We start from the raw sequence: 21,485 nt of genomic DNA on the forward strand, positions 1-21,485 counted from the left end.
CACACGAGCTCCGGGCGCATCCCGACGGACAAGGGCTATCGGCAGTTCGTCGATCGGATCTCAGAGGTGAAGCCGCTGTCGGCGGCGGAGCGCAGGGCGATCATGGAGTTCCTGGAGTCCGGTGTCGATCTCGACGACGTGCTGCGCCGGGGCGTCCGTCTGCTGGCCCAGCTGACCAGGCAGGTCGCCGTCGTGCAGTACCCGACGGTCTCGGCGTCCACGGTCCGCCACATCGAGGTGGTCGCGCTCAATCCCGCCCGCCTGCTGCTGGTGGTGATCACCGACACCGGCCGGGTCGACCAGCGCCTGGTGGAACTCGGCGCGCTGATCGATGACGAGGACCTGGCCGCGCTGCGCGGCATGCTCGGCGGAGCGATGGACGGCAAACGCCTGGCCTCGGCCTCGGCGGCGGTCGCCGAGCTACCCGAGCACGCGCCGGTGCGGCTGCGCGACGTGCTGGTGCGGGTGTCCACGGTGCTGGTGGAGACCCTGGTGGAGCACCCGGAGGAGCGATTGGTGCTCGGCGGCACCGCCAACCTCACCCGCAACGCCGCCGACTTCGGTTTCCCCGGCTCGCTGCGCGCGGTCCTGGAGGCGCTGGAAGAACAGGTCATCGTGCTCAAGCTGCTCGCCGCGGCCCAGCATCCGGGGACGGTCACGGTGCGGATCGGCGAGGAGACGCAGGTAGAGCAGATGCGGGGCACCTCGGTGGTGTCCACCGGCTACGGCGCGGCGGGAGCGGTGCTCGGCGGAATGGGGGTGCTCGGCCCGACCCGGATGGACTACCCGGGCACGATCGCATCGGTGGCGGCCGTGGCCCGATACATCGGTGAGGTCCTCGCCGAGCGCTGACCTGACCAGCGCGGGGAGACGCCACTGCTACGCTCGACCTTTCGGCCGGATAAAGTTGAGTGCACAAGACTAATGCTGTTGCCGGCGCGCTTCGAACGCGGCGCGGGCACCGGCGGCACCGTCGAGAACGACCAAGGACTAGAGAACTCAAGTGGCACGGGACTACTACGGACTGCTCGGCGTCGCGAAGAACGCGACCGATCAGGAGATCAAGCGGGCCTACCGCAAGCTGGCGCGTGAGCTCCACCCCGACGTCAACCCCGACGAGGCGGCGCAGGCCAGGTTCAAGGAAGTGTCGACCGCCTACGAGGTGCTGTCGGACCCGGAGAAGCGGCGCATCGTCGACATGGGCGGCGACCCGCTGGAATCCGGGGGCGGCGGGGCCGGATTCAACGGCGCGGGCTTCGGCGGGCTCGGCGACGTGTTCGAGGCGTTCTTCGGCGGCATGAGCGGATCGGCCGGCGCGCGCAAGCCGCGCGGCCGCGTCCAGCCCGGCGCCGACTCGCTGATCCGCACCCGGCTCAGCCTGGCCGAGTGCGCGGTCGGCGTGACCAAGCACCTCACCGTGGACACCGCGATCCTGTGCGATATCTGCCAGGGCTCCGGCACCAACGGCAACTCCAAGCCGGTGCGCTGCGAAACCTGCGGCGGCGCGGGCGAAGTCCAGTCCGTGCAACGGTCCTTCCTCGGCCAGGTGCTGACCTCGCGCCCGTGCCCCACCTGCCGCGGCGCGGGCGAGACCATCCCCGACCCGTGCCACAAGTGCGGTGGCGACGGCCGGGTGCGGGCGCGCCGCGAGATCGCCGCCCCGATTCCCGCCGGTGTCGCGAACGGCATGCGGGTGCGGCTTGCCGCGCAGGGCGAGGTCGGCCCGGGTGGCGGTCACGCGGGTGACCTGTATGTCGAGATCGTGGAGCAGCCGCACGACGTCTTCGTCCGGGACGGCGACGATCTGCACTGCACCATCCGGGTGCCGATGGTCGACGCGGCGCTGGGCACCACCGTCGTGATCGACACCATCCTCGACGGCCCCACCGAGCTGACCATTCCGGCGGGCACCCAGCCCGGCGAGATCTCGGTGCTGCGCGGGCACGGCATGCCGCGGCTGCGCTCCGGCGCGCGCGGTGACCTGCTCGCGCACCTGGACATCGTGATCCCGGCCAAGCTGGACAGCAAGCAGACCGAACTGCTGCGCAAGTACAAGGGAATGCGCGAGCGCGAACGCGCCGAGGTGATGTCGGCGCAGTCCGAGCACAACAGCGGCCTGTTCGCGCGGCTGCGTGCCTCGTTCAGCGGGCGCTAGGTGGCCGCGACGGTCTTCTACCTCGACGAGGTGCCCGAGCCGGGTGCGGTCGCGGTGCTCGACGGACCGGAGGGCAGGCACGCCGCCACGGTGCGCCGTATCCGGGTCGGCGAGCCGATCACCCTCTCCGATGGGCGCGGCATGCTCGCCGAATCGGAGGTCGTCGCCGCACACCGTGACCGGCTCGAGCTGGCGGTGCGCGACCGGAGGCTCGCGGCCCCGCCGACGCCGCCGGTGACCGTCGTGCAGGCGCTGCCGAAATCCGACCGTTCCGAGCTGGCGGTCGAGCTGATGACCGAGGCGGGCGCCGACGCCGTCATTCCCTGGCAGGCCGCGCGCTGCGTGGCGAACTGGGAGGCCAAGGCGGGCAAAGGGGTGGACAAATGGCGGGCCGCGGCGCGTTCGGCCGCCCGGCAGTCCCGCCGCGCCTACATCCCGGAAGTCGCCGACCTGCACCGCACAAAAGAGCTGCTGGAGCTGGTCCGGAAGGCCAAGGCCGCCGGTGCGATCGTCGCGGCGCTGCACGAATCCGGTACCGCTCGCTTCACCGAATTGCCCTTCGCCGACGCCACCGAAATCGTCCTCGTGGTCGGTCCGGAAGGCGGGCTGGACGACGCGGAACTCGCCGCTTTGACCGAGGCGGGCGCGGACGTGACGTTGCTCGGTCCGACGGTTCTGCGTACCTCCACCGCGGCGGCGGTCGCCCTCGGCGCCCTCGGCGCGCTGACATCACGCTGGTGACGATTCCCCCGTGTGGCGCGACAATCGGTGCGGTGCTCGGTCAGACCCGGACAGGTGCCGCTTCCGGGGCGGGAGTGGCACGCCTCGCCGTCTCGCGCTGCGCTCGATGCGATACGCCCAGCAGTAACGCCGCGAGGACCATCAGGAAGCCGATGCCGCAGGTCAGGCCGAGCCATCCGGCTCTGGCGTAAGCGATACCGGCCGCGCCGCCGACCAGCGCGCTGCCCAGGTAGTAGGCGAACAGATACAGCGACGACGCCGCGCCCCGATTGCCTTCGGCCATCGCGCCCACCCATGCGCTCGCCGCGGTGTGCGCTCCGAAAAACCCTGCGGTGTAGAGCAATACGCCGGGTATCACGGTACCGAGGTGATCGGGAATCGTGAGGACGAGCCCGATTGTCATCGCCCCCAGTGAGATCGTGAGCACCCACTGCCTGCCGATCCGGTCGGTCAGCCGTCCGGACGCCGCGGAGGCCGCCGTTCCGGCCAGATACAGCACGAACACCAGCCCTGCCAGCGCTTCCGGCAAGCTGAACGGCGCCCTGGTCAGCCGGTAGCCGAGATAGTTGTACATCGAGACGAACCCGCCCATCAGCACGAACGCCAGCCCGAACAGCGCGAGCAGTCCGCGATGGCGCAACTGGCTGCCCAGGTCGCCGAGCACCGTGCGGATACCGGCGGGCCGCGGGGCGAAGCCGCGAGACGGCGGCAGCCACCGGACGAACCCCACGGTGCAGGCCGCGGCGGCGAGGGAGGCCGCGGCCAGCGCCCACCGCCAGGACGCGAGGTCCGAGGTGAACGCCGGAATCAACCGCCCGGCCAGCCCACCGATCGTGGTGCCCGCGACATAGATGCCCATCGCGGCGCCCAACCCGTCCCCGCCGATCTCCTCCGCCAGATATGCCATAGCCACCGCGGGCACACCGGCCAAGGCGACGCCCTGAAGCGCTCGTCCGGCGAGCAGCACATCCAATGAGGGGCTCAGCGGTAGCAGCAGTCCGATCACCGCCGCCGCGATGGCCGAACCGGTCATCACCCTGGTCCGGCCGATCCGCGACGAGAGCGCACTCACCGGGATGATCGCCAGCGCGAGGAATCCGGTCGTGAGCGAGACCGCCAGCGCCGCTCGGGCAGGCGTCGCGCCGAACGCGGCCGAGAGGCTCGGCAGCAGCGCCTGGGCGCTGTACATGGAGGCGAAGGTCGTCAAGCCGGCCGCGAACAGCGCGGTGGTGATCCTGCGGTCGTGGGCGGCGTCCCGTGCCACCCCGCTCGGAGTCGTGGTCATGGCTTCCTCCTTTCGACCAGCATCACCAGCCGTTGTTGAGAACGGAAATGAATAATGAGAGCCGAGTTCATGCGCTGATCGCATATAGGGAGGCCGCAGCGTGCTGGGTGAGGATCTGGAGTGGTTCACGACACTCGCCGAGTTGGAGCGGGTGGGTGCGGCCGCGGATCGGTTGCACCTCGCGCAGCCGACGTTGTCGCGCATGCTGGCGCGATTGGAACGCAGGGTGGGTGTCGAACTGTTCGATCGGCACGGGAAGCGGATCACCCTCAACGAGTTCGGGCGGATCTATTACGAGCACGCCCGCCGCGCGCGATCCGAGCTGGACGCCGCGAAACAGGCGCTCGCCGATCGGTCCAATCCGGCCGGGGGCGTGCTGCGGCTGTCGTTCCAGCACTCTTTCGGCGGCTCGCTGGTGCCGCAGCTGATCAGCGGTTTCCGGCGCGTTTCCGGCCGGATCACGATCACCTTGTGGCAGGGCGCGGCCGAAGCGGTAACCGAGCGGGTGCTCGCGGGCGAAGCCGATCTGGGCATCGTCTCGCCCCGCCCCGCCGTAGCGGGCATCGGCTGGCGCGCCGTGCTGCGTCAGCCACTGGTCCTCGCGGTGCCGCCGGAACACCGGTTGGCCGGGCGGCGGCAGGTCCGGCTGGCGGAGGTGGCCGACGCGGAGTTCGTCACCATGCACCACGGCTTCGGGATGCGGCGCATCTTCGACGAACTGTGCGCCGCCGCGGATATCCGGCCGAGGATCGCGTTCGAATCGAGTGATCTCGTCACCGTGGCCGGGCTGGTGTCGGTGGGGTTGGGGCTGGCCATCCTGCCGGGCGAAGACCCGCTGTCGGCGGGACCGCTCTCCGGCCCGGCCACGGTGCCGCTGGCGGACGCGGGCGCCGCTCGCGCGGTGGGGCTGGTCTGGTCCGCCGCGGCGACGCCACCGGACGCGGTGCGACGCTTTCGTGACTTCACCGAGGATTGGGCGCGCCGACGTGGGGGAATCCCGTGAGGACCTGATTGCGCCCGGAGCATATTCACTGGGCGGTGTCGGTGGGGCGGGTTAAACTTCTCTCCATACAGCAGTCGAGACCGGAAAGCAGGCTATAGCCACTTTTGAGAACACAAGGCGAGATCGGCGACCCGGCCACCCCAGCGGCGGGCATCGGCGCCGGCGACAACGGTTCGGGTCCCGCAGCGCGCACCGTGCGCTCGAGTATCGAACTCGCTCCCGAATCCGTGTTCCCCTTCCTCGGTTCGGCCGACCAGAACCTTCGTGAACTGGAAACGCTGCTCGACGCGGACATTCACGTCCGCGGCAATTCCGTGACCCTCACCGGCAAGGCGGCCGATGTCGCGCTCGCCGAGCGGGTGATCGAGCAGCTCGTCGCGCTCACCGGCCGCAACCGCGTGGTGACGCCCGAGGCCGTTCGGCACACCGTGTCCATGCTCACCGAGGGCTCCAGCGACTCCCCCGCGGAAGTGCTCAGCCTGGACATCCTGTCCCGGCGGGGCAAGACCATCCGGCCCAAGACGCTGAACCAGAAGCGCTACGTCGACGCGATCGACGCCAACACCATCGTGTTCGGCATCGGCCCCGCCGGTACCGGCAAGACCTATCTGGCCATGGCCAAGGCGGTTCAGGCGCTACAGTCCAAGTCGGTCAACCGGATCATCCTCACCCGCCCCGCGGTCGAGGCGGGGGAGCGGCTCGGCTTCCTGCCCGGCACGCTGAACGAGAAGATCGATCCGTATCTGCGCCCGCTCTACGACGCGCTGCACGACATGATGGATCCGGAGGCCATTCCGAAGCTGATGGCGGCCGGTGTCATCGAGGTCGCGCCGCTGGCCTACATGCGCGGACGCGCGCAACCGCTTCATACGAAGGTTTTGACCCCGGAGGGCTTCCGCCCGATCGGCGAGCTCCAGGTCGGTGACTTCGTCATCGGGTCGAACGGACATCCCACCGAGATACTGGGCGTTTACCCACAGGGTTTCAAGGAGATCTACAGGGTCTACACGCAGGATGGCGCATCCACGCTCGCGTCGGGCGACCATCTGTGGTCGGTATACACGCGTTCCGACCGTCGTCGGGGCAAGCCGCCGCGTGTGCTGCAAACAAAGGAGATGATCGGAAATCTTCGAGCAGCGCACCACCACCGCTACGAGTTGCCGGTCCTGAGCGGGCCTGTTCGTTTCGAAGCGCGCACGGTGCCGATGAATCCGTACGCCCTGGGATTGCTACTCGGCGATGGATGCCTCACAGGCAGCACAACCCCCAGCTTTGCGACCAACGATCCGGAACTGGCCGCAGCGCTCGAACAAGCGATCCCCGGCGTTGTTCTTCGCCGGACGTCCGAGGTCGACTATGTGATCGGTCGAATCCGGCGTCCGGGTGAGCCGGTCACTACCCCCAACCCGGTGACCCTGATCGCCAGGCAACTCGGACTCGCGGGCACCCGATCCGATACCAAGTTCGTCCCTCGCGAGTACCTGCTCAACGACTACGAAGTCAGATTAGGTGTTCTGCAGGGGTTGCTCGACTCGGATGGTGGTCCGGTTACGCAGAGTGGTCGAACCTGCCGTATCCAATTCTCGACGGTATCCCGACAGTTGCGTGACGACGTCGTGTTCCTGGTCCAATCGCTCGGTGGGGTCGTCACCGTCCGGACCAGGGCTGCTGAAGGCCGGAAGCCTGGGCTGGCGAGGGGCCGGTCGGTCACACATCGGTCGGATGCGCATGTTCTCGATGTCCGGTTGCCGGAAGGCGTCGCGCCGTTCCGGCTGGCACGCAAGGCGACGAAGTACCGAGAGTCCGGTGGCGGTCGGCCGATGCGTTTCATCGACCGAATCGAATCCGTCGGAACCGACGAAGCAGTGTGCATTCGAGTGGCTGCCAGCGACTCGCTGTATGTCACCGAAGACTTCCTCCTTACGCACAACACTCTGAACGATTCGTTCATCATCCTCGACGAGGCGCAGAACACCACCGCCGAGCAGATGAAGATGTTCCTCACCCGCCTCGGCTTCGGCTCGAAGATCGTGGTGACCGGTGACGTGACCCAGGTCGATCTGCCGAACGGCGCACGGTCGGGCCTGCGCGCCGCCAGCGAGATCCTCACCGAGATCGAAGACATCCACTTCGCGGAACTGACCAGCAGCGACGTGGTCCGCCACCGGCTGGTCTCCGACATCGTCGACGCCTACGACCGTTTCGAGGCCCAGACGCGCCCGCAGGTCGCCCCGCATTACGCGGGCAACCGGGCGCAGCGCCGCGCGGCGAACCGGTCGGACCGGCGATAACTCGTCTCGCCGGGCGGGGCTCCGCTCCGCCGACGCGATAGCGGGGATCGTAGGCTGTTCGGGTGAGCATCGAGATCGCCAACGAGTCGGGTATCGACGTACCCGAAGAAGAGCTGGTCAGCGTCGCGCGGTTCGTGATCGCGCGGATGGACGTGCACCCGGCCGCGGAGCTGTCGATGGTGCTCGTCGATCTCGACACCATGGCCGATCTGCACATGCGCTGGATGGACCTACCCGGCCCGACCGACGTCATGTCCTTCCCGATGGACGAACTCGAGCCGGGCGGCCGGCCCGACAGCCCCGAACCCGGCCCGTCCATGCTCGGCGACATCGTGTTGTGCCCGGAGTTCGCCGCCGGGCAGGCCCGCAAGGCGGGGCACTCCCTGGATCACGAACTCGCCCTGCTCACCGTGCACGGCGTCCTGCACCTGCTCGGCTACGACCACGCCGAGCCGGAGGAGGAGAAGGAGATGTTCGCGTTGCAGGCCCGGCTGCTCGAGGAGTGGTACGAGAGCCTGCGGGAAGCTCGTCGGCGTGCCGAGCTGGCCGAACGCGACGCGCGGTTGCTGGGCAAGGCGGGCTTCACCACACCGGGTGACTCCTCGGGTCAAGCGTGAATTCGCTGACCCTCGTTCTGCTCGCGGTCCTGCTCATCTCGGTGGGTGGGGTCTTCGCCGGTGTCGATTCCGCCCTGAACACGATCTCGCCCGCCCGCGTCGACGACATGATGCGCGCCGACCGGCCCGGCGCGGTGCGGTTGAGCCGGGTCGTCGCCGACCGGGCGCGCTACGTGAATCTCATGGTGCTGCTGCGCATCCTGTGCGAGATCGGCGCCACGGTGCTGCTGACGGCGGGGCTGATGACGGTCTGGGGGAGGAACTGGGCGCTGCTGGTCACCGCGCTGGTGATGGTGCTGGTTTCCTACGTGGTGATCGGCGTGGGCCCGCGTACGCTGGGCCGGCAGCACGCGTACTCCATCGCGCTGGCCGCGGCCTTGCCGCTGCAGTTCATCGGCGCGCTGCTCGGCCCCCTGAGCAGGCTGCTGATCCTCATCGGTAACGCGATCACCCCGGGTAAAGGTTTTCGCAACGGCCCCTTCGCTTCCGAGATCGAGCTGCGCGAGGTGGTCGAGATGGCCAGTGAGCGCGGCGTGGTCGCCGACGACGAACGGCGCATGATCCAGTCGGTCTTCGAACTCGGCGACACACCGGCGCGCGCGGTGATGGTGCCGCGCACCGAGATGGTGTGGATCGAAGCGGACAAGACCGCGGCGCAGGCGATGTCGCTGGCGGTGCGTTCCGGGCATTCGCGGATCCCGGTGATCGGCGAGAACGTCGACGACATCCTGGGCGTGGTCTATCTGAAGGATTTGGTGCCGTACACCGATCGCAGCCGCAAGGTACGGGTGCGCGAGGTGATGCGGCCCGCGGTGTTCATGCCCGACTCCAAACCGCTGGACAGCTTGCTCGACGAGATGCAGCGCAGGCGCAACCACATGGCGTTGCTGGTGGACGAGTACGGCGGCATCGCGGGGCTGGTGACCATCGAGGACGTGCTCGAGGAGATCGTCGGTGAGATCGCCGATGAGTACGACACCGACGAGACCCCGCCCATCGAGGATCTCGGTGACGGCCGTTACCGCGTCTCGGCCCGGTTGCCGGTGGAGGACCTCGGTGAGCTGTACGGATTGGAGATCGATGAGGAGGACGTCGACACCGTCGGCGGCCTGCTCGCACACGAGCTGGGGCGCGTGCCGCTGCCCGGGTCGAAGATCGAGGCGCACGGGCTGGTGCTGCGCGGCGAAGGCGGCGCGGACGCGCGGGGCCGGATGCGGGTGAACACCGTAGTGGTACGCAAAGCGCGCGAGAAGGTCCCCGCGGGGAAGACCAACGGGGACAATGCCAATGGCAAGCGCAAGGCCAACGGATCGGAGCGGGAGATCCCTGCCGATCGCGACGAGGACGGAGACAGCGAATGACCGAACTGGACGCCGAGGACAACAAGCTGGTGGTGCTGGCCAGGGGCGCGCTCGGCCGCACCGGCGGGGCGAGCGGAGCGGCGATCCGGGACACCGACGGCCGCACCTACGCCGCCGGGGAGGTCACGTTGACCGCACTGCGGCTGACGGCGCTGCAAGCCGCCGTGGCGGCGGCGTTGTCCAGCGGCGCGGAGGGATTCGAGGCGGCCGTCGTGGTCGGCGGGCGGTTGTCCGATTTCGGTGTGACCGCGGTGCGTGAGGTGTCGGCGGAGGCGCGGATCATCTTCACCGACCGCGACGGCGCGGTGTTCGAGGTCGTCGACGACTCCGCGGACGCGGCCGACGCGGTGAGCGCCGAATCCGGCGAGGTTCGCGGTGGCTGACGCGCGGGAATTCCGTTCCGGATTCGTCTGTTTCGTCGGTCGCCCCAACACCGGCAAGTCGACGCTGACCAACGCGCTGGTGGGTGCGAAGATCGCGATCACCTCGTCGCGCCCGCAAACCACCAGGCACACGATTCGCGGCATCGTGCACCGCGAGCACACGCAGTTGATCCTGGTCGACACCCCCGGCCTGCACCGCCCACGCACCCTGCTGGGTCAGCGGCTCAACGACCTTGTGCGCGACACCTATTCGGAAGTCGACGTGATCGCGCTGTGCATCCCGGCCGACGAGAAGATCGGTCCGGGCGACCGCTGGATCGTGCAGCAGATCAGGCAGATGGCGCCGAAGACCACGCTGCTCGGCGTGGTCACCAAGATCGACAAGGTGAGCCGCGACCAGGTCGCCGAACAATTGATGGCCATCTCCCAGCTACTCGGCCCGGATGCCGACGTGGTGCCGGTGTCGGCGGTCAAGGGCGAGCAGGTGGAGGTCCTCGTCGACGTCATCGCCTCGAAGATGCCGGAGGGCCCGGCGTTCTACCCCGACGGCGAACTCACCGACGAGCCGGAGGAAACACTGATGGCCGAGCTCATCCGCGAGGCCGCGCTCGAAGGCGTACGCGACGAACTGCCGCACTCACTGGCCGTGGTCATCGAGGAAGTCCTGCCCTACGAGGAGCGCGAGGACATGCTCGACGTACACGCCCTGCTCTACGTCGAGCGCCCCAGCCAGAAGGCGATCGTCATCGGCAAGGGCGGCTCCCGCCTGAAAGAAGTCGGCACCAACGCCCGCAAGCAGATCGAACACATCCTCGGCACCCGGATCTATTTGAACCTGCACGTGAAGGTGGCCAAGGACTGGCAGCGGGATCCCAAACAGTTGGGCAAACTCGGGTTCTGAGCGGTTCGGTCGCCTCCATGGGGTTTCCGGGAGACCCGCTGGGCGTGGTCCATCTGGGACGGCGTTGCCGCGACCGACACCCGGCGCTGCTCCCGACATGTCGACAGGAATGCTGAGCAGCGAACCGCGCCTACAGGTTGATCCCCTTCGCCTGATGGAACGTGACGGAGATTTCGGTGCAGTGCTCTGACATGCCCTGCGCCGGAATCACCGCACGCCAAGCGGAATCTTGGTTATCTCGCGCCATTCGTATCGATGGTTGTCCCGGTTCAGTGCGATGAGCGATACCGCCGCCACTGCCTGAGCAATCTGTATATGGCCCAGCTCATCTCGAGCGAGCAGATTGCGGAGGTCGGCCAGCGATGACACTCCGGTGGAGTAGGCGAGCGACAAGTGGGGCTGGAAGTCGTCGCCACGCTCGGGCACCTGGTCGCTGCCCCAAATGTCGGCGATGGCGTGTTGCAAATCGTCGCGGATTTCTTTGAGGCACTCCGGGTTCGCGACCGGCATACCGATAGTTTCCTTATCCACACGCGGCGGTCCGATCAGTGCGTCGAATGGCCCGCGTCGGGAAAGGTAGCTCGCGGCGGCCTCGCTGATCAGCTGTATGTCTGCTGTCGTCACCTGATCGGTGAATCCGACGCCCTGTAGCGTGATGTGCAGTCCTTCGCGTGCAACGGGATCCATGGTGGGAATCTGCGAGAGAGTCGGCGCAAAAATTTCGACCAGCTGCCCGGCCGGGGAATCATCGTCAAAGGTGATGTGCCAGGTGTAGAACGACTTGCCCGGCTTCCATCCCGGGCGCCACCACCAGTGATCCCATGTGAAGTCCTCGGCCATGGAGTCATTCTCCGTTCGTGTCAGCCGCGAGCGTCGGTAGAGTTCCCCAATCAGCGAGCTGTCGGAATTCCGCTGCGATCTCGGTGATCTGGGTTACTCCACCGGCGCCCCCAGTAGTTTCATCTGCCATTCGGGCAATTTCATCTACTCGTTGGATCAGGGGTTGTACCCGGTGTTCTATTGGTGTGGTTGCAGCGACGTCGGCCAGCTCGGTCGCAGCGATGTCTAGGTCACCGAGCGCGATGTACCCCTTGATCTGCTGGCAGCGGACCATTCGTTCAGAGCCGAGGTTCCGCCGCGCCGGGGCGGTGCTGCGAAACTTCTCGATGGCTGTGGAGGTGTACTCGATGGACCGTATCGGGTCACCGTTGACCAGTGCGATGTCAGCCCAGTACCCGCCTGCGCGTTCGAGTGAGCACGAGAACGGTCCGGCGAACTGGTCCTGTTGTGGCTCATCGTTCAGCCGCGCCGCTATATCGAGGGCCAATTGCATCGCTGAGGCGGACTCCTTGCCCTTACCCGAGCGAGCGAGGTCGATTGCCCTGGCACTAGCCAGGAGAAGCGCTGCCGTGCCTGTATCAGCGTACTCGAGACCGTCTGCCGCGGCTTCGGCCGCAGAGCCGAACTCCCCGCGCCTCTCGGCCACTGTGCGCTGGGCGGCGCGAATCCAGGCGCGCAGTTCATTGTTGTCGGCATTGTCGGCAAGAGCCCATGCGGTGCGGAGATGCCGCTCTGCGACATCCCCCCGCCCCAGATCGGTTGTGATCCAGCCGAGGATCGTCATGGACCAACCGGCGATCCCGTACAGCTCGACGCTGTGTCGCGGTCGCTGTCGCCCCCGCAGCAGCTCGATCGTCTGGTCCCGCGTTTCGATCACACGCCGGAACAGCGGCAGAGTCGGCGACTTGAGGTACTCACGAGTCACCCACCGAAGGTTGTCGCGCAAATCCGCGATCATCAGCGGCCCCACGTTACTTGCCTCCGCCCAAGCCAACAGAGACGCGGATTCGTCGGCGGTGGCGACAAGCAGATCGCCTCCATTCGGCTGTGGTTCCGGCCCGCCGGAACTCCTGGCGAGAAAGCTCCAGAACCGTTCCTTCGCATCATCGTCGGCATCCTCCAGAACGCGGTACAGCAGGCGCTTGCTCGACTCGTGCAAGGTGGATGTCCGCCCGGTCTCCCAGAGATTGAGAGTCCGCTTTGTGACGCCGACAATGCGCGAGAACTCGAGTGGGCTGCGCCGCATTGCTTCACGCAGCGCGCGAATCTCTACGGATGTCCACTCGATATCCACCATACGGTCGCTCCCCTCCATACGACTGCCCCTGAGCAGCAAACTACCCGCTCTTAACCTTTGTCACGTCGGTTCAGCACTGTTATGCAACGGTTCGTTGCGGGCACGCTCGATCCTGCACCCGGTGCCGGGTCGATGCCGTTGCGCCCAACGGCACACCGATCGCTGTGAGCGGCCGATCGGTGGCGCGTGCTCCTCGGCGCCGGGTGCTCATCACACCACGAGCAGGGAGATGCGGGGATGGGGTTGGAGGACACTCGGGTGCTGCCGCCGGTGCAGGCCGACACGCCGTTGACGCGGTGCCGTTTCTATCGTGAGACCTGCGGGCTACCCGCCAGGGTTCAACCCGAAATCGGAAGCATCATCGTGCCCGCGGGCAGCGTCGGCGCGATCACCATGCCGCATGACCTCGGGGCCGCGGTGAAGGGCCGTATGCACAACCTGGGTACGCGACTCGGTCCGATCGTCTCGCATCCACGCTCGAAACGATGGACTTTCCTCATCGTGCCGGACGTGCCGGACGAGAACAGGCTGTTCGCCGAGTTGTTCCGGCTCAATGTTTCGGTATCACGCTTCGGCGCGCAAATCGCCTTGCCCTCGCCAGGTGCCCGGCAGGCGGGATTCCGCGTCTGGGTCACACCGCCACGCGACGCCTTCCGCCCATCCGGCATGGCCGTCATCGAGTCGATCCGAGCTTGCCGACCGCAGCGCAGGCGGTGACGCCGTGGATCCCCAGCCGTCACCGCGCCCCGAAGAAGACGACGTGTACCTGTCGATCCAATTCCACGATCTGCGCCTCGGTTTCGCCGCCTGCGCTACCGCGGCGGCGCGCTTCATCCAGGACTGGCGCGCCTACCACTACCCGGACGCGGTGACCGTGGTCCCCGCCGACCCGACCGGATTGCCGCGCTGCCCCACCGAACGCCTTTACCTGGACCCGTGACAATCGTGCTCCGGCAACTGCTGTCGCTGCTCATGTCGCGAGGAAGGTTCTGATGGCTTCGTCGCTGGAGAGATGGTTGGCGCCGGTCGTGACGTCGATCGTCGGGTAGTTCCTGCGCACGGCGTCGGCGATGGTGGCGAGGCGATCGGCGACTACTGCGGGGTCGCGTAGCGCCTGTGGGCTCAGGCCTTCGAAGCCGGGGAACCCGTCGGCGACCAGGGTTACCTCGGGGTTGTTGATGATGTCGTCGTAGGTCTGGAATTCGACGCTGACGATCTTGGATGTGTCTACCTTGCCCGGAGTGGTGAATACGCGGTCGCTGACGCCTTCGATGAAGTTGGCCGCCGAATGCCCTTCTTCGATCATCGGATTCACCCGGATACGGTTGGCGTCGATACCCAGGACCATGCCCGCGGGGTGGAACCGCATCGTGCCGTCGCGGACATCGGTCCAGCTCGTGATCGTTCCGTACACTCCGGCGATGTCTGTGCCGTCGGTCAGGTATACGACGTCTCCGGCGGTGCTGTGCGACGCCGTGCGGATATAGCCATCCTCGGCTGAGGTTCCTCTTCCGCGAAAAGCCCTGGGGAACACCTGATCGACCTGCCACAGGCGTGCTCCGTTGTAGAAACGATCCGGCGATGTGGACCCGGGTTCCGACAGGGGACCCGGGAATGACGGGTCACCGGTATCGAATTCGTGGCGAAGACCTCTGTCGGCGTCGGTGAGTACTCGGGCCGCACCCTCGGCTTCACGAGCGAAGGGCCGGACGCCGTGTTCGGCGTCAACCCTCGCGAGCCTCTCGAGCTCGTTGCTCAAGTGTCGGGCGAAGCGGGCATACGCCCGTGCAATCAATTCGGATCTGGTCAGCAAGACAACGCCCTCGGCCCGATCGCATCATCTAAGGCGTTACCGGCCTGCGGATACGTCTCCGCGGTGCTGAGGCGGCAGTAGTTCCTCGTCGAGCACCACCGGGACATGAGCGTCTACCGAATGACGGTCGGCCATCGGGGCCCTCCTCGCTTTCCGGGTTCGGCCGAGAGTCGCGGCATCGGCGCTCGGAACCCGCGAGGGCACTGCGGCGGCCGTACCGACACATGCGTGGACTCGGCGCATCCCATAAGGTACATCGCGCAGGGGGATGCCGAGCCTGATTCGGCGCGTCGCTCAATCGGAACCGGCACGGCCCGAGCCGGATTCGAGTCGGATCACCACCACGGGTCGGGGCGGTGGCGGTGCCATCGGAGTTCCGATTCGAGCTGGGCGGCCAACGAGATCAGCAGAGGTTCGGAATTCGCCGTGCCCATCAGTTGGGCGCCGACGGGGAGACCGGCGGCGGTGAAGCCGGCGGGGACGTTGATGCTCGGCCAGCCGAGGACATTCCACGGCCAGGTGTAGGGGCAGGCCGCGGTGATGAGGTTGTTGGTGGCGTTGACGCCGATGCCGTCGATCTCCTCGGCGCGCGGCGGGGGAGTCGCGGTGGTGGGTGCGAGGACGACGTCGTAGGCGCGGAAGAAGTGGCCGATTCGCCGGTGCAGCAGGGGTTCCAGTCGCCGTGCCGCGTAGAGGGCGGGGCCGTCGAGTACGCGCCCGATCTTGGCGTTGGCGGCGGTGCGCGGGTCTACCTCGAGGCCGGGCATGCGGTGGAATACCCGCCGGATTCCGGCGAGCGAACGCGGCAGGAACGAGGCGCCGATCAGGATGCCGTAGTGCAGGTCGGCCACGGTCACGGTATGCCCGAGTTCGCGCAGGGTATCGGCGGTGCGTCGCACGGCTCGCTCGACCTCTGGATCCAGGGCGGTTCTGGTCGCGGTGAACGGGATACGCAGCGAGAGGGCGATGCGCAACCGGCCCGGATCGCGGCCCACCGCGTCCGAGGCGCTGATCGGCTCAGGCGTGTGCACATCTCCCGGGTGTGGACCGGCCGCGGCGTCCAGCAGGAGCGCCGCGTCCGCGACGGTGCGCGCCAGCGGTCCGTTCACGGTGAGGCCGTAGAACGCTTCGGCCTCCGGCCAAGTCGAGATGCGTCCGCGCTGTGGCTTGATGCCGACCAGATTCGTCCAGGCGGCCGGGATGCGGATCGAGCCCGCGCCGTCGGACCCGAGGGCGGCCGGGACCAATCCGGCCGCGACGGCTGCCGAAGCGCCGCCGGAGGACCCGCCCGGCGTCCTGGTGCGGTCCCAGGGGTTACGGGTGTGCCCGAACCACGCGGCGCTGGTGAACGGCCACTGGCCCAGTTCGCAGGTATTGGTCTTTCCGACGATCACCGCGCCCGCGGCACGCAGGCGGCGGACCGATTCCGCGTCCTCGGTCTTCGGCGCGAAATCGCCGCCGCAGCCGAACGCGGTCGGCTCACCCGCGACATCCGTGTCGTCCTTCACCGCGACGGGCACCCCCAGCAGTGGCAGCCGTTCGCCAGCGGCCCAGCGCCGGTCGGCGTCGGCGGCCTCGGCCAGCGCCCGCTCGCGGCGCACGATCCGGAAGGCGTTGAGCGTGCCTTGGGCCGCGTCGATCCGATCCAGCGCCGCGCCGACCGCCTCGGTCGACGTGATCGCGCCGCAGGCGATCGCGGCCGCCAGTTCGGCCAGCCCCAGCTCCGGCCGCCGCGTGCCGGGTGCGGGATCGGACACCGTCATGTGAGCTCCGTCTCGTCGTGCTCCACCAGACGGTAGCGTGAAGTTGGTCAATCGTCCATATCGGTGCGCGGCGATGGGGATCAGCGAATGTGCTTGCACTCGCCGTAGGGCACGCCCTGGGTGAGGTCGGGCCTGCCGAACATCCGGCCGACCAGCGCGTTGAACGCGGCCACCGAGAACCTCTCCATGTCGTTGCAGAGGAAATCGTTCTTGGTGCCCGAAACATCCTTGGATTTCAGCGATTTCGCCCACTTCTGCGGTGTCCCCCCGCACCCGACGTGCACCTGGTAGTCGCCACCTTTGTCGAGAGTGAAGGAATAGTCGACCTTCGAGTGGCCGCCGAGCCGGACCGGGAGCTTGGTCTGCGCCCAACCCGATTTCGACGTCTTGGCCTGGACCCAGACCCCGACCGGCGAGGCACTGTTGATGCACCCGATGGTGCCGCTCACGGTGGTCGGCGCCGCCGATGCGCTCGGCAGGCCCAGGCCCAGGAATGCCGCCGAAGCGGAGAGCACAACGGCCGTGCGGAGGGACTTGCGCATTATTCGAACCTTTCGATACGGGATTGCGCCTCGACGGACTCGGATCGCGCCGAGCGAGCCGCGACGACGACTTGTTCCGGTCGCAAGAGACGCGCACCCATCACGTATCCGGGGCGCACGACCCGCAGCACCGAGCCCGGCGATCGGCCGGAAGACTCGGCGGCGACCGCTTCATGGATGTCGGGATCGAAGTCGGCCCTGGCGGGCACGCGCCGGACGCCACGGCGTTCGAGAACCTCGTGCAGTTCGTCGACGATGCTGCCGAGCACCTCGTCGTGCTCGTCGTTCAGCGACGCCACGCGGTCGACGAGCATGAGCAGTTCACGGAACAGCGGGGCGAGCAGCTGTTCGGCGAACCCTCCTCGGGCGAGGGAGAGCTGCTCGTGCAGATCGTCCAAGGCTCGATTCTTCGCCTTGTCCTCGAGCAACCGGCGGTGGAACAGGTCGCGCAGTTGGGCGACCTCTCCGGCCAGCGTGGTCAGCGGATCATCGGTACCGGGCGGGGCCGTCATATGCCGCGCTCGACGATGTCGTACCGCTTCGAGTTGTGCTTCCAGACCGGCATGCGATGGGTGAGCGTGTAGCCGGCGACGACGGCGGCGACGATCAGCAATCCGATGCCCTTCATGGGTATCAGGGCCAAGCCGATGATGAGGGCCACCGCCCACGGGCCCATGCCGGTGTGGAACCACCTGGCCTCGGCGGCTTTGTCGGCGAGTTCGATGTTCTCTTGCAGCGAGGCGCGCAGCGGAGCGTCGTCGAACCGGAGTTTCAACGCGCGGCCGGACATGTCGCGGGTGACGGCGATCTGGGCCTCGGAGGTGATGCAGTACGCACCGCTGCGCAGCTGCGACCACATGCCGAGGTTGACCTGTTCCAGCGCGAGTGCCAGGTAGTACTGGAAGATCTGCTCGTTCGGATGATGCCGGACCACGTCCTCCATCAGTTCCAGCGCCTTGTCGTTCTTGCTCTGCTGCAAGTAGACGTTGGCGATGGCGGTCCGGTAGAGCGGCTCGCCGGGCGCGAGACGCAGTGCCGTCTCGTATTCGCCGAGCGCTTCGTTCAACGCGCCGGTGGCCAGGAACGCTTCGGCGTAGTCGAAGTGGTATTCGGGGCTGTCGGGCTTGAGGCTGATGGCTTCCCGGAACTCGAAGCCGGCGTCCTTGTAGTTGCCCATGACGAACGACGAGTTCGCGCGCACCGCCCACGCCTCGTGGTTGGCGCCGTTGACCGAGATCGCCTCGCGGGCACAGTAGTACGCGGAGGGCGCGTTACCGCGCTCGAAGTACTCGCGGGCGAGACCGATCCAGTCCCGGCCGCTCTGCGCCACCGGCGCCGGTTGATTGCTCGTCGGCCGATACTGCCTGGCCTGCTGGTCGAATTGCCGTCGTCGGTTCGTGTCGAGCAGCACGCGTTCGGCCTGACCGAGGTGGCGTACCCGGGCTTCGGCCTGCGCGCGTTTCACGGGATCCGACTGGCCCGCGCGCTTGTTCCACATTCTGCGCTGCTCGCGGATGGCCGTCTTGATGGCATCCTCGTCGGCGGTCTCGGCGAGGCCGAGGATTTCGTAGTAGTTGACGAACTCTTCGGTTGTCGTGGTCATGCTCAATTCACCTCGAGATTTTCGTTCTTCGTGCGGGCGGCACGGATGTCGGTGGCGCTGAGATTGGCGACGTTGTCGACCTCGAACGTGCCGAGTGATCTGTCCGCGGTGAGGTCGGTGATTTCGACCTGGATGGTCTGATCCATGTCGTAGTGGAAGGTGATCAGGACCGGAGCGTTCGCCGGATAAGGCGGGATGGCGAAAAGCTGCCCGCCGTCGGGCCATTTTCCTTTGGTGACGAACCGGACGTGGTCGATGTCCTCGTCGTCGCCTTGGGTGACGCAGATCCGCACTTCGGTCTGGCCGTCGGCGACGGTGCCGAACACCTTGCTCGCCTTGGCGGGGATCTTGGTGTTGCGCGGGATCACGATGCTGTTGCCCGGCTGCAAGCTGTCGTTCAGTGCGACCGTTCCCAGCGCCTGCGAAGTGACGTCGAGGATCACCGGCTTGCGCGCCGCGCTCGACGACGTCTCGGCTTCGGCCCGCAGCGCAGCGCCGAGCGCTACGAGCTCGTCGGGGTTTCCGGCCCGCAGCGGTGGCTTGCCGGTCAATTCCTCCAGCATCGTCGCCACCATGGGCATGCGCGTCGACCCGCCGACGAGCAAGGTGTGGTCGATGTCCGCGAACCGCAGGCCCAACTCCTCGACGAGGGAGTGGGCCAGGTCCCGCGACTGGTTGAGCAGGTCGCTGGTGAGGTCTTCGAACGTTTCGCGGGTCACGGTCAGCGTGCGGGTGACGCCGTCGTGGCTGAGCACCACTCGGGTGGACCGGGTCGAACTGAGCGTGCGTTTGGCGAGTTCGGCCTTCTCACGCAGGTCGGCTTCGGTCTCGAACGCGTCGGTGAGATCGCCGCCCCCCTGGGCCACGTACTCCTCGTTGAGGTGCTGCATCAGCCGGTTGTCCCATTCGAAGCCGCCCAGTTCGTGCAACCCGTCGGTGCCGAGCACGTCGAACACGCCGTCGCCGATGCGCATGACGGTGACGTCGAACGTGCCGCCGCCCAGGTCGTACACCATGACGGTGCCGCTGCCGCGATCGAGTCCGAAGGCCAGCCCGGCCGCGGTCGGCTCGTTCACCACACGCAGCACGTTGAGACCGGCGATCGTGCCCGCGTCCCTGGTCGCCCGCCGTCGCGCGTCGTCGAAGAACGCCGGGACCGTGATCACCGCGTCGGTGACCTGCCCCTGCCCCAGGATGAGTTCGGCGTCCTCCTTCAGTCGTTTGAGGATCATCGCCGACACTTCCTCGGCCGAGTAGGCGCGGTCGTCGGAGGTGATGAATCGGTAGTCCGGGTTGCCCATCTGCCGTTTGACGAACTGCGCGACATCCAGCGGCGCGGTCACCGTGGACCGTTTGGCCATCGAGCCGACCAGCACGCTGTCGGAGTCGAAGAAGACCACCGACGGCGTGAGTCGCTCGCCGTCCCGGTTGACCAGGATCTCCGGCCTACCGCTCGCGCCGACGACGGCGACCGCTGAATACGTGGTACCGAGATCGATACCGACGGTATGTGCCACTGTTTGCCCTCCCGATGCACCTGGTGACGGTGCATGAAAAACGGATACTGCGAAATATTCGACCCGGTGCGATTCCTGTGGTGGCACGCGTCGGCTTCGGACGCGCGCCACGCACCGGACAGCCGGCGGGAACGTCAGGGATTCGGCGCCTTCCATTCGAATTTGCACAACTGGCACTGGTATTTCTGCCAGCCCTGACGATCCTTCTCGCCGATGTCCATTCCGGTCTTCTTGCTGCATTGCGGACACACTTCAGCCATTATCGGCCTTCCGGTAGTGGGAACTGTGCTCCAGAGTCATCGGGGGTGCACAGGTTTAGAATCATATAAGTCGGAGAGGGCAAGTAATCAGCGAACTTCGCGGTGATTTCCGGCCCGTATCATCGGCAGCGGACCGAATTGTTGCCGTTCCCTGATGATGTCGCTGGATTATTGCTCGGAGTGCCCCGTGTTCAGCAAGATCTTGCTACCGGGGTTCGTACCCCGGTGTTCTGCTCGGGTTGCCGATCTCGCTTCGGTCCGCGCGCTATGAAACCTACTGGTTCGAAAGACGTTCGACGTCTTGCCGACGCGTATCGCCAGCGATGAAGATCGCGATATGGAACCGAGCTTACGAGTACTCGTCGCCTCGCCACTGGGGGGAATCATCGCTCCCACACTGTCGCAATATTTTCCGGCATCGACCGTCGCGGTTGCCTCCGATGTCGACGAGGTTCGCAGCCGAATCGTGGGACGTTTTCGGTTCGACGTGGTCATCTCGGATCTGATCTGGAACAAACCCGAAATGGAGTACCGTTTCGACGGTTTGGATGTCCTGGACCTGCTCCGTGACACCAAACGGCAGAGCGAGGTTCTGCTCGCCGCGCAAGGGCACAGCATGGAGAGCGATCACCTCGACGAGGCCCGGCTGCGCGCGGCCGAGATCGCGGAGTTCTACGACAAGTCATCCGGCGTCCCCGCGCTGCTCGCGGCCATCCAGCGCGCCGCGACCGGCCGCAGTGAACAGATCGCACTCCCGCGGCAGGGGCCGCCCGCACTGTGCGCGCTGTTCACCGAACAGCGTGGTGAGACGGCGGGCCGGTTGGCCGGTGCGATCGCGGCCAAATCCGCTTGGGACTACAACTCTCTCGCCCAAGTCGCCCGGGTGGGTCTCAACACCGCCAACAAGGCCACCAACACCTATATCGGGCCGATCATTCTCGCCCGCAAAGAGTTGCCGGAGGGTACGCCGTTGACCCAGGGGGCGGTCTTCCGCTGGTGTGGTGAGCACGCGCATTATCTGATCAGTTGGTGCCGCCGCAACGGCCATGCCGATGTCCTCGGCCCGCGATTCACGTGACAGCACGGTACGCACGGGGAGTCCGCAGATCGCCA

The 21,485-nt window shown here is 67.0% G+C and carries 21 protein-coding genes; 12 read left to right on the top strand and 9 right to left on the bottom strand.

Annotated features, from left to right (window positions below):
* From ON29_RS08340 to ON29_RS08350, 3 genes are all read left to right on the top strand, one after another.
* Positions 1-852 (top strand): HrcA family transcriptional regulator (locus ON29_RS08340; RefSeq protein WP_040865604.1); only part of this gene is annotated, 852 nt, incomplete at its 5' end.
* A 151-nt stretch (positions 853-1,003) separates the two neighbouring features.
* Entirely contained in the window at positions 1,004-2,155 is a 1,152-nt protein-coding gene (gene dnaJ / locus ON29_RS08345; RefSeq protein WP_040865605.1) for a molecular chaperone DnaJ, read from the top strand.
* Positions 2,156-2,896, top strand: coding sequence for a 16S rRNA (uracil(1498)-N(3))-methyltransferase (locus ON29_RS08350; protein WP_040865606.1), 741 nt, complete (start codon positions 2,156-2,158; stop codon positions 2,894-2,896).
* A gap of 40 nt (positions 2,897-2,936) precedes the next feature.
* Here ON29_RS08350 and ON29_RS08355 read toward each other — a convergent pair whose 3' ends face one another.
* A complete protein-coding gene (locus tag ON29_RS08355; protein WP_051174990.1) occupies positions 2,937-4,181 on the bottom strand; it encodes an MFS transporter in 1,245 nt (414 codons plus the stop codon).
* Positions 4,182-4,281: 100 nt separating this feature from the next.
* On the opposite strand from ON29_RS08355, the gene ON29_RS08360 reads away from it, so the two are divergent.
* The 6 genes from ON29_RS08360 (at position 4,282) to era (ending at position 10,737) form a co-directional block, all read left to right on the top strand.
* Positions 4,282-5,184: a LysR family transcriptional regulator gene (locus tag ON29_RS08360; RefSeq protein WP_040865607.1), complete on the top strand. Its 903-nt coding sequence runs from the start codon at positions 4,282-4,284 to the stop codon at positions 5,182-5,184.
* A gap of 152 nt (positions 5,185-5,336) precedes the next feature.
* Complete coding sequence (locus ON29_RS08365) at positions 5,337-7,475, top strand: PhoH family protein (RefSeq protein WP_040865634.1); 2,139 nt, start codon at positions 5,337-5,339, stop codon at positions 7,473-7,475.
* 62 nt (positions 7,476-7,537) lie between these two features.
* Positions 7,538-8,092: an rRNA maturation RNase YbeY gene (ybeY, locus tag ON29_RS08370; RefSeq protein WP_040865608.1), complete on the top strand. Its 555-nt coding sequence runs from the start codon at positions 7,538-7,540 to the stop codon at positions 8,090-8,092.
* A complete protein-coding gene (locus ON29_RS08375; protein ID WP_040865609.1) occupies positions 8,089-9,453 on the top strand; it encodes a hemolysin family protein in 1,365 nt (454 codons plus the stop codon). The genes ybeY and ON29_RS08375 overlap by 4 nt, the downstream gene beginning before the upstream one ends.
* Positions 9,450-9,836, top strand: a complete 387-nt coding sequence (locus tag ON29_RS08380; RefSeq protein ID WP_040865610.1) for a cytidine deaminase-like protein — start codon at positions 9,450-9,452, stop codon at positions 9,834-9,836. Before ON29_RS08375 ends, ON29_RS08380 begins: the two co-directional genes overlap by 4 nt.
* On the top strand, positions 9,829-10,737 hold the full coding sequence (gene era / locus ON29_RS08385; RefSeq protein WP_040865611.1) for a GTPase Era: 909 nt from the start codon (positions 9,829-9,831) through the stop codon (positions 10,735-10,737). Before ON29_RS08380 ends, era begins: the two co-directional genes overlap by 8 nt.
* Before the next feature lie 207 nt (positions 10,738-10,944).
* Here era and ON29_RS08390 read toward each other — a convergent pair whose 3' ends face one another.
* Positions 10,945-11,577, bottom strand: coding sequence for a 2'-5' RNA ligase family protein (locus tag ON29_RS08390; protein ID WP_051174991.1), 633 nt, complete (start codon positions 11,575-11,577; stop codon positions 10,945-10,947).
* A gap of 4 nt (positions 11,578-11,581) precedes the next feature.
* Positions 11,582-12,874: a helix-turn-helix domain-containing protein gene (locus ON29_RS08395; protein WP_157172695.1), complete on the bottom strand. Its 1,293-nt coding sequence runs from the start codon at positions 12,872-12,874 to the stop codon at positions 11,582-11,584.
* Positions 12,875-13,111: 237 nt separating this feature from the next.
* On the opposite strand from ON29_RS08395, the gene ON29_RS08400 reads away from it, so the two are divergent.
* Positions 13,112-13,591 carry a hypothetical protein gene (locus ON29_RS08400; RefSeq protein WP_051174993.1) on the top strand — a complete coding sequence of 160 codons (480 nt, stop codon included), beginning with the start codon at positions 13,112-13,114 and terminating at the stop codon, positions 13,589-13,591.
* Positions 13,592-13,595: 4 nt separating this feature from the next.
* Positions 13,596-13,814 carry a hypothetical protein gene (locus tag ON29_RS08405; RefSeq protein WP_040865612.1) on the top strand — a complete coding sequence of 73 codons (219 nt, stop codon included), beginning with the start codon at positions 13,596-13,598 and terminating at the stop codon, positions 13,812-13,814.
* Positions 13,815-13,844: 30 nt separating this feature from the next.
* Here the strand turns inward: ON29_RS08405 and ON29_RS08410 are convergent, their stop codons facing one another.
* From ON29_RS08410 to ON29_RS08435, 6 genes are all read right to left on the bottom strand, one after another.
* A complete protein-coding gene (locus ON29_RS08410; protein WP_157172696.1) occupies positions 13,845-14,687 on the bottom strand; it encodes a hypothetical protein in 843 nt (280 codons plus the stop codon).
* A 335-nt stretch (positions 14,688-15,022) separates the two neighbouring features.
* The gene (locus ON29_RS08415; protein WP_040865614.1) at positions 15,023-16,450 is read right to left on the bottom strand and encodes an amidase; all 1,428 of its coding nucleotides are present in this window, start codon (positions 16,448-16,450) and stop codon (positions 15,023-15,025) included.
* An 80-nt stretch (positions 16,451-16,530) separates the two neighbouring features.
* Complete coding sequence (locus tag ON29_RS08420; RefSeq protein WP_040865615.1) at positions 16,531-16,992, bottom strand: hypothetical protein; 462 nt, start codon at positions 16,990-16,992, stop codon at positions 16,531-16,533.
* Complete coding sequence (grpE, locus tag ON29_RS08425) at positions 16,992-17,504, bottom strand: nucleotide exchange factor GrpE (protein ID WP_040865616.1); 513 nt, start codon at positions 17,502-17,504, stop codon at positions 16,992-16,994. The genes ON29_RS08420 and grpE overlap by 1 nt, the downstream gene beginning before the upstream one ends.
* Complete coding sequence (locus ON29_RS08430; protein ID WP_040865617.1) at positions 17,501-18,595, bottom strand: tetratricopeptide repeat protein; 1,095 nt, start codon at positions 18,593-18,595, stop codon at positions 17,501-17,503. The genes grpE and ON29_RS08430 overlap by 4 nt, the downstream gene beginning before the upstream one ends.
* A gap of 2 nt (positions 18,596-18,597) precedes the next feature.
* Positions 18,598-20,112, bottom strand: a complete 1,515-nt coding sequence (locus ON29_RS08435; protein WP_040865618.1) for an Hsp70 family protein — start codon at positions 20,110-20,112, stop codon at positions 18,598-18,600.
* A gap of 561 nt (positions 20,113-20,673) precedes the next feature.
* On the opposite strand from ON29_RS08435, the gene ON29_RS08440 reads away from it, so the two are divergent.
* Positions 20,674-21,450, top strand: a complete 777-nt coding sequence (locus tag ON29_RS08440; protein WP_306307212.1) for an MSMEG_1198 family transcriptional regulator — start codon at positions 20,674-20,676, stop codon at positions 21,448-21,450.
* Positions 21,451-21,485: the final 35 nt, after the last annotated feature.

This window comes from Nocardia exalbida NBRC 100660 (assembly GCF_000308575.1).
In the GTDB taxonomy this organism is placed as follows: Bacteria; Actinomycetota; Actinomycetes; order Mycobacteriales; family Mycobacteriaceae; genus Nocardia; species Nocardia exalbida.

Excerpts from the sequence above, each read along its gene's own strand:
- ON29_RS08355 (WP_051174990.1), bottom strand. The coding sequence starts at position 4,181 with ATGACCACGACTCCGAGCGGGGTGGCACGGGACGCCGCCCACGACCGC.
- ON29_RS08380 (WP_040865610.1), top strand. The coding sequence starts at position 9,450 with ATGACCGAACTGGACGCCGAGGACAACAAGCTGGTGGTGCTGGCCAGG.
- ON29_RS08390 (WP_051174991.1), bottom strand. The coding sequence starts at position 11,577 with ATGGCCGAGGACTTCACATGGGATCACTGGTGGTGGCGCCCGGGATGG.
- ON29_RS08395 (WP_157172695.1), bottom strand. The coding sequence starts at position 12,874 with ATGGTGGATATCGAGTGGACATCCGTAGAGATTCGCGCGCTGCGTGAA.
- ON29_RS08400 (WP_051174993.1), top strand. The coding sequence starts at position 13,112 with ATGGGGTTGGAGGACACTCGGGTGCTGCCGCCGGTGCAGGCCGACACG.
- ON29_RS08415 (WP_040865614.1), bottom strand. The coding sequence starts at position 16,450 with ATGACGGTGTCCGATCCCGCACCCGGCACGCGGCGGCCGGAGCTGGGG.
- ON29_RS08420 (WP_040865615.1), bottom strand. The coding sequence starts at position 16,992 with ATGCGCAAGTCCCTCCGCACGGCCGTTGTGCTCTCCGCTTCGGCGGCA.
- grpE (WP_040865616.1), bottom strand. The coding sequence starts at position 17,504 with ATGACGGCCCCGCCCGGTACCGATGATCCGCTGACCACGCTGGCCGGA.
- ON29_RS08430 (WP_040865617.1), bottom strand. The coding sequence starts at position 18,595 with ATGACCACGACAACCGAAGAGTTCGTCAACTACTACGAAATCCTCGGC.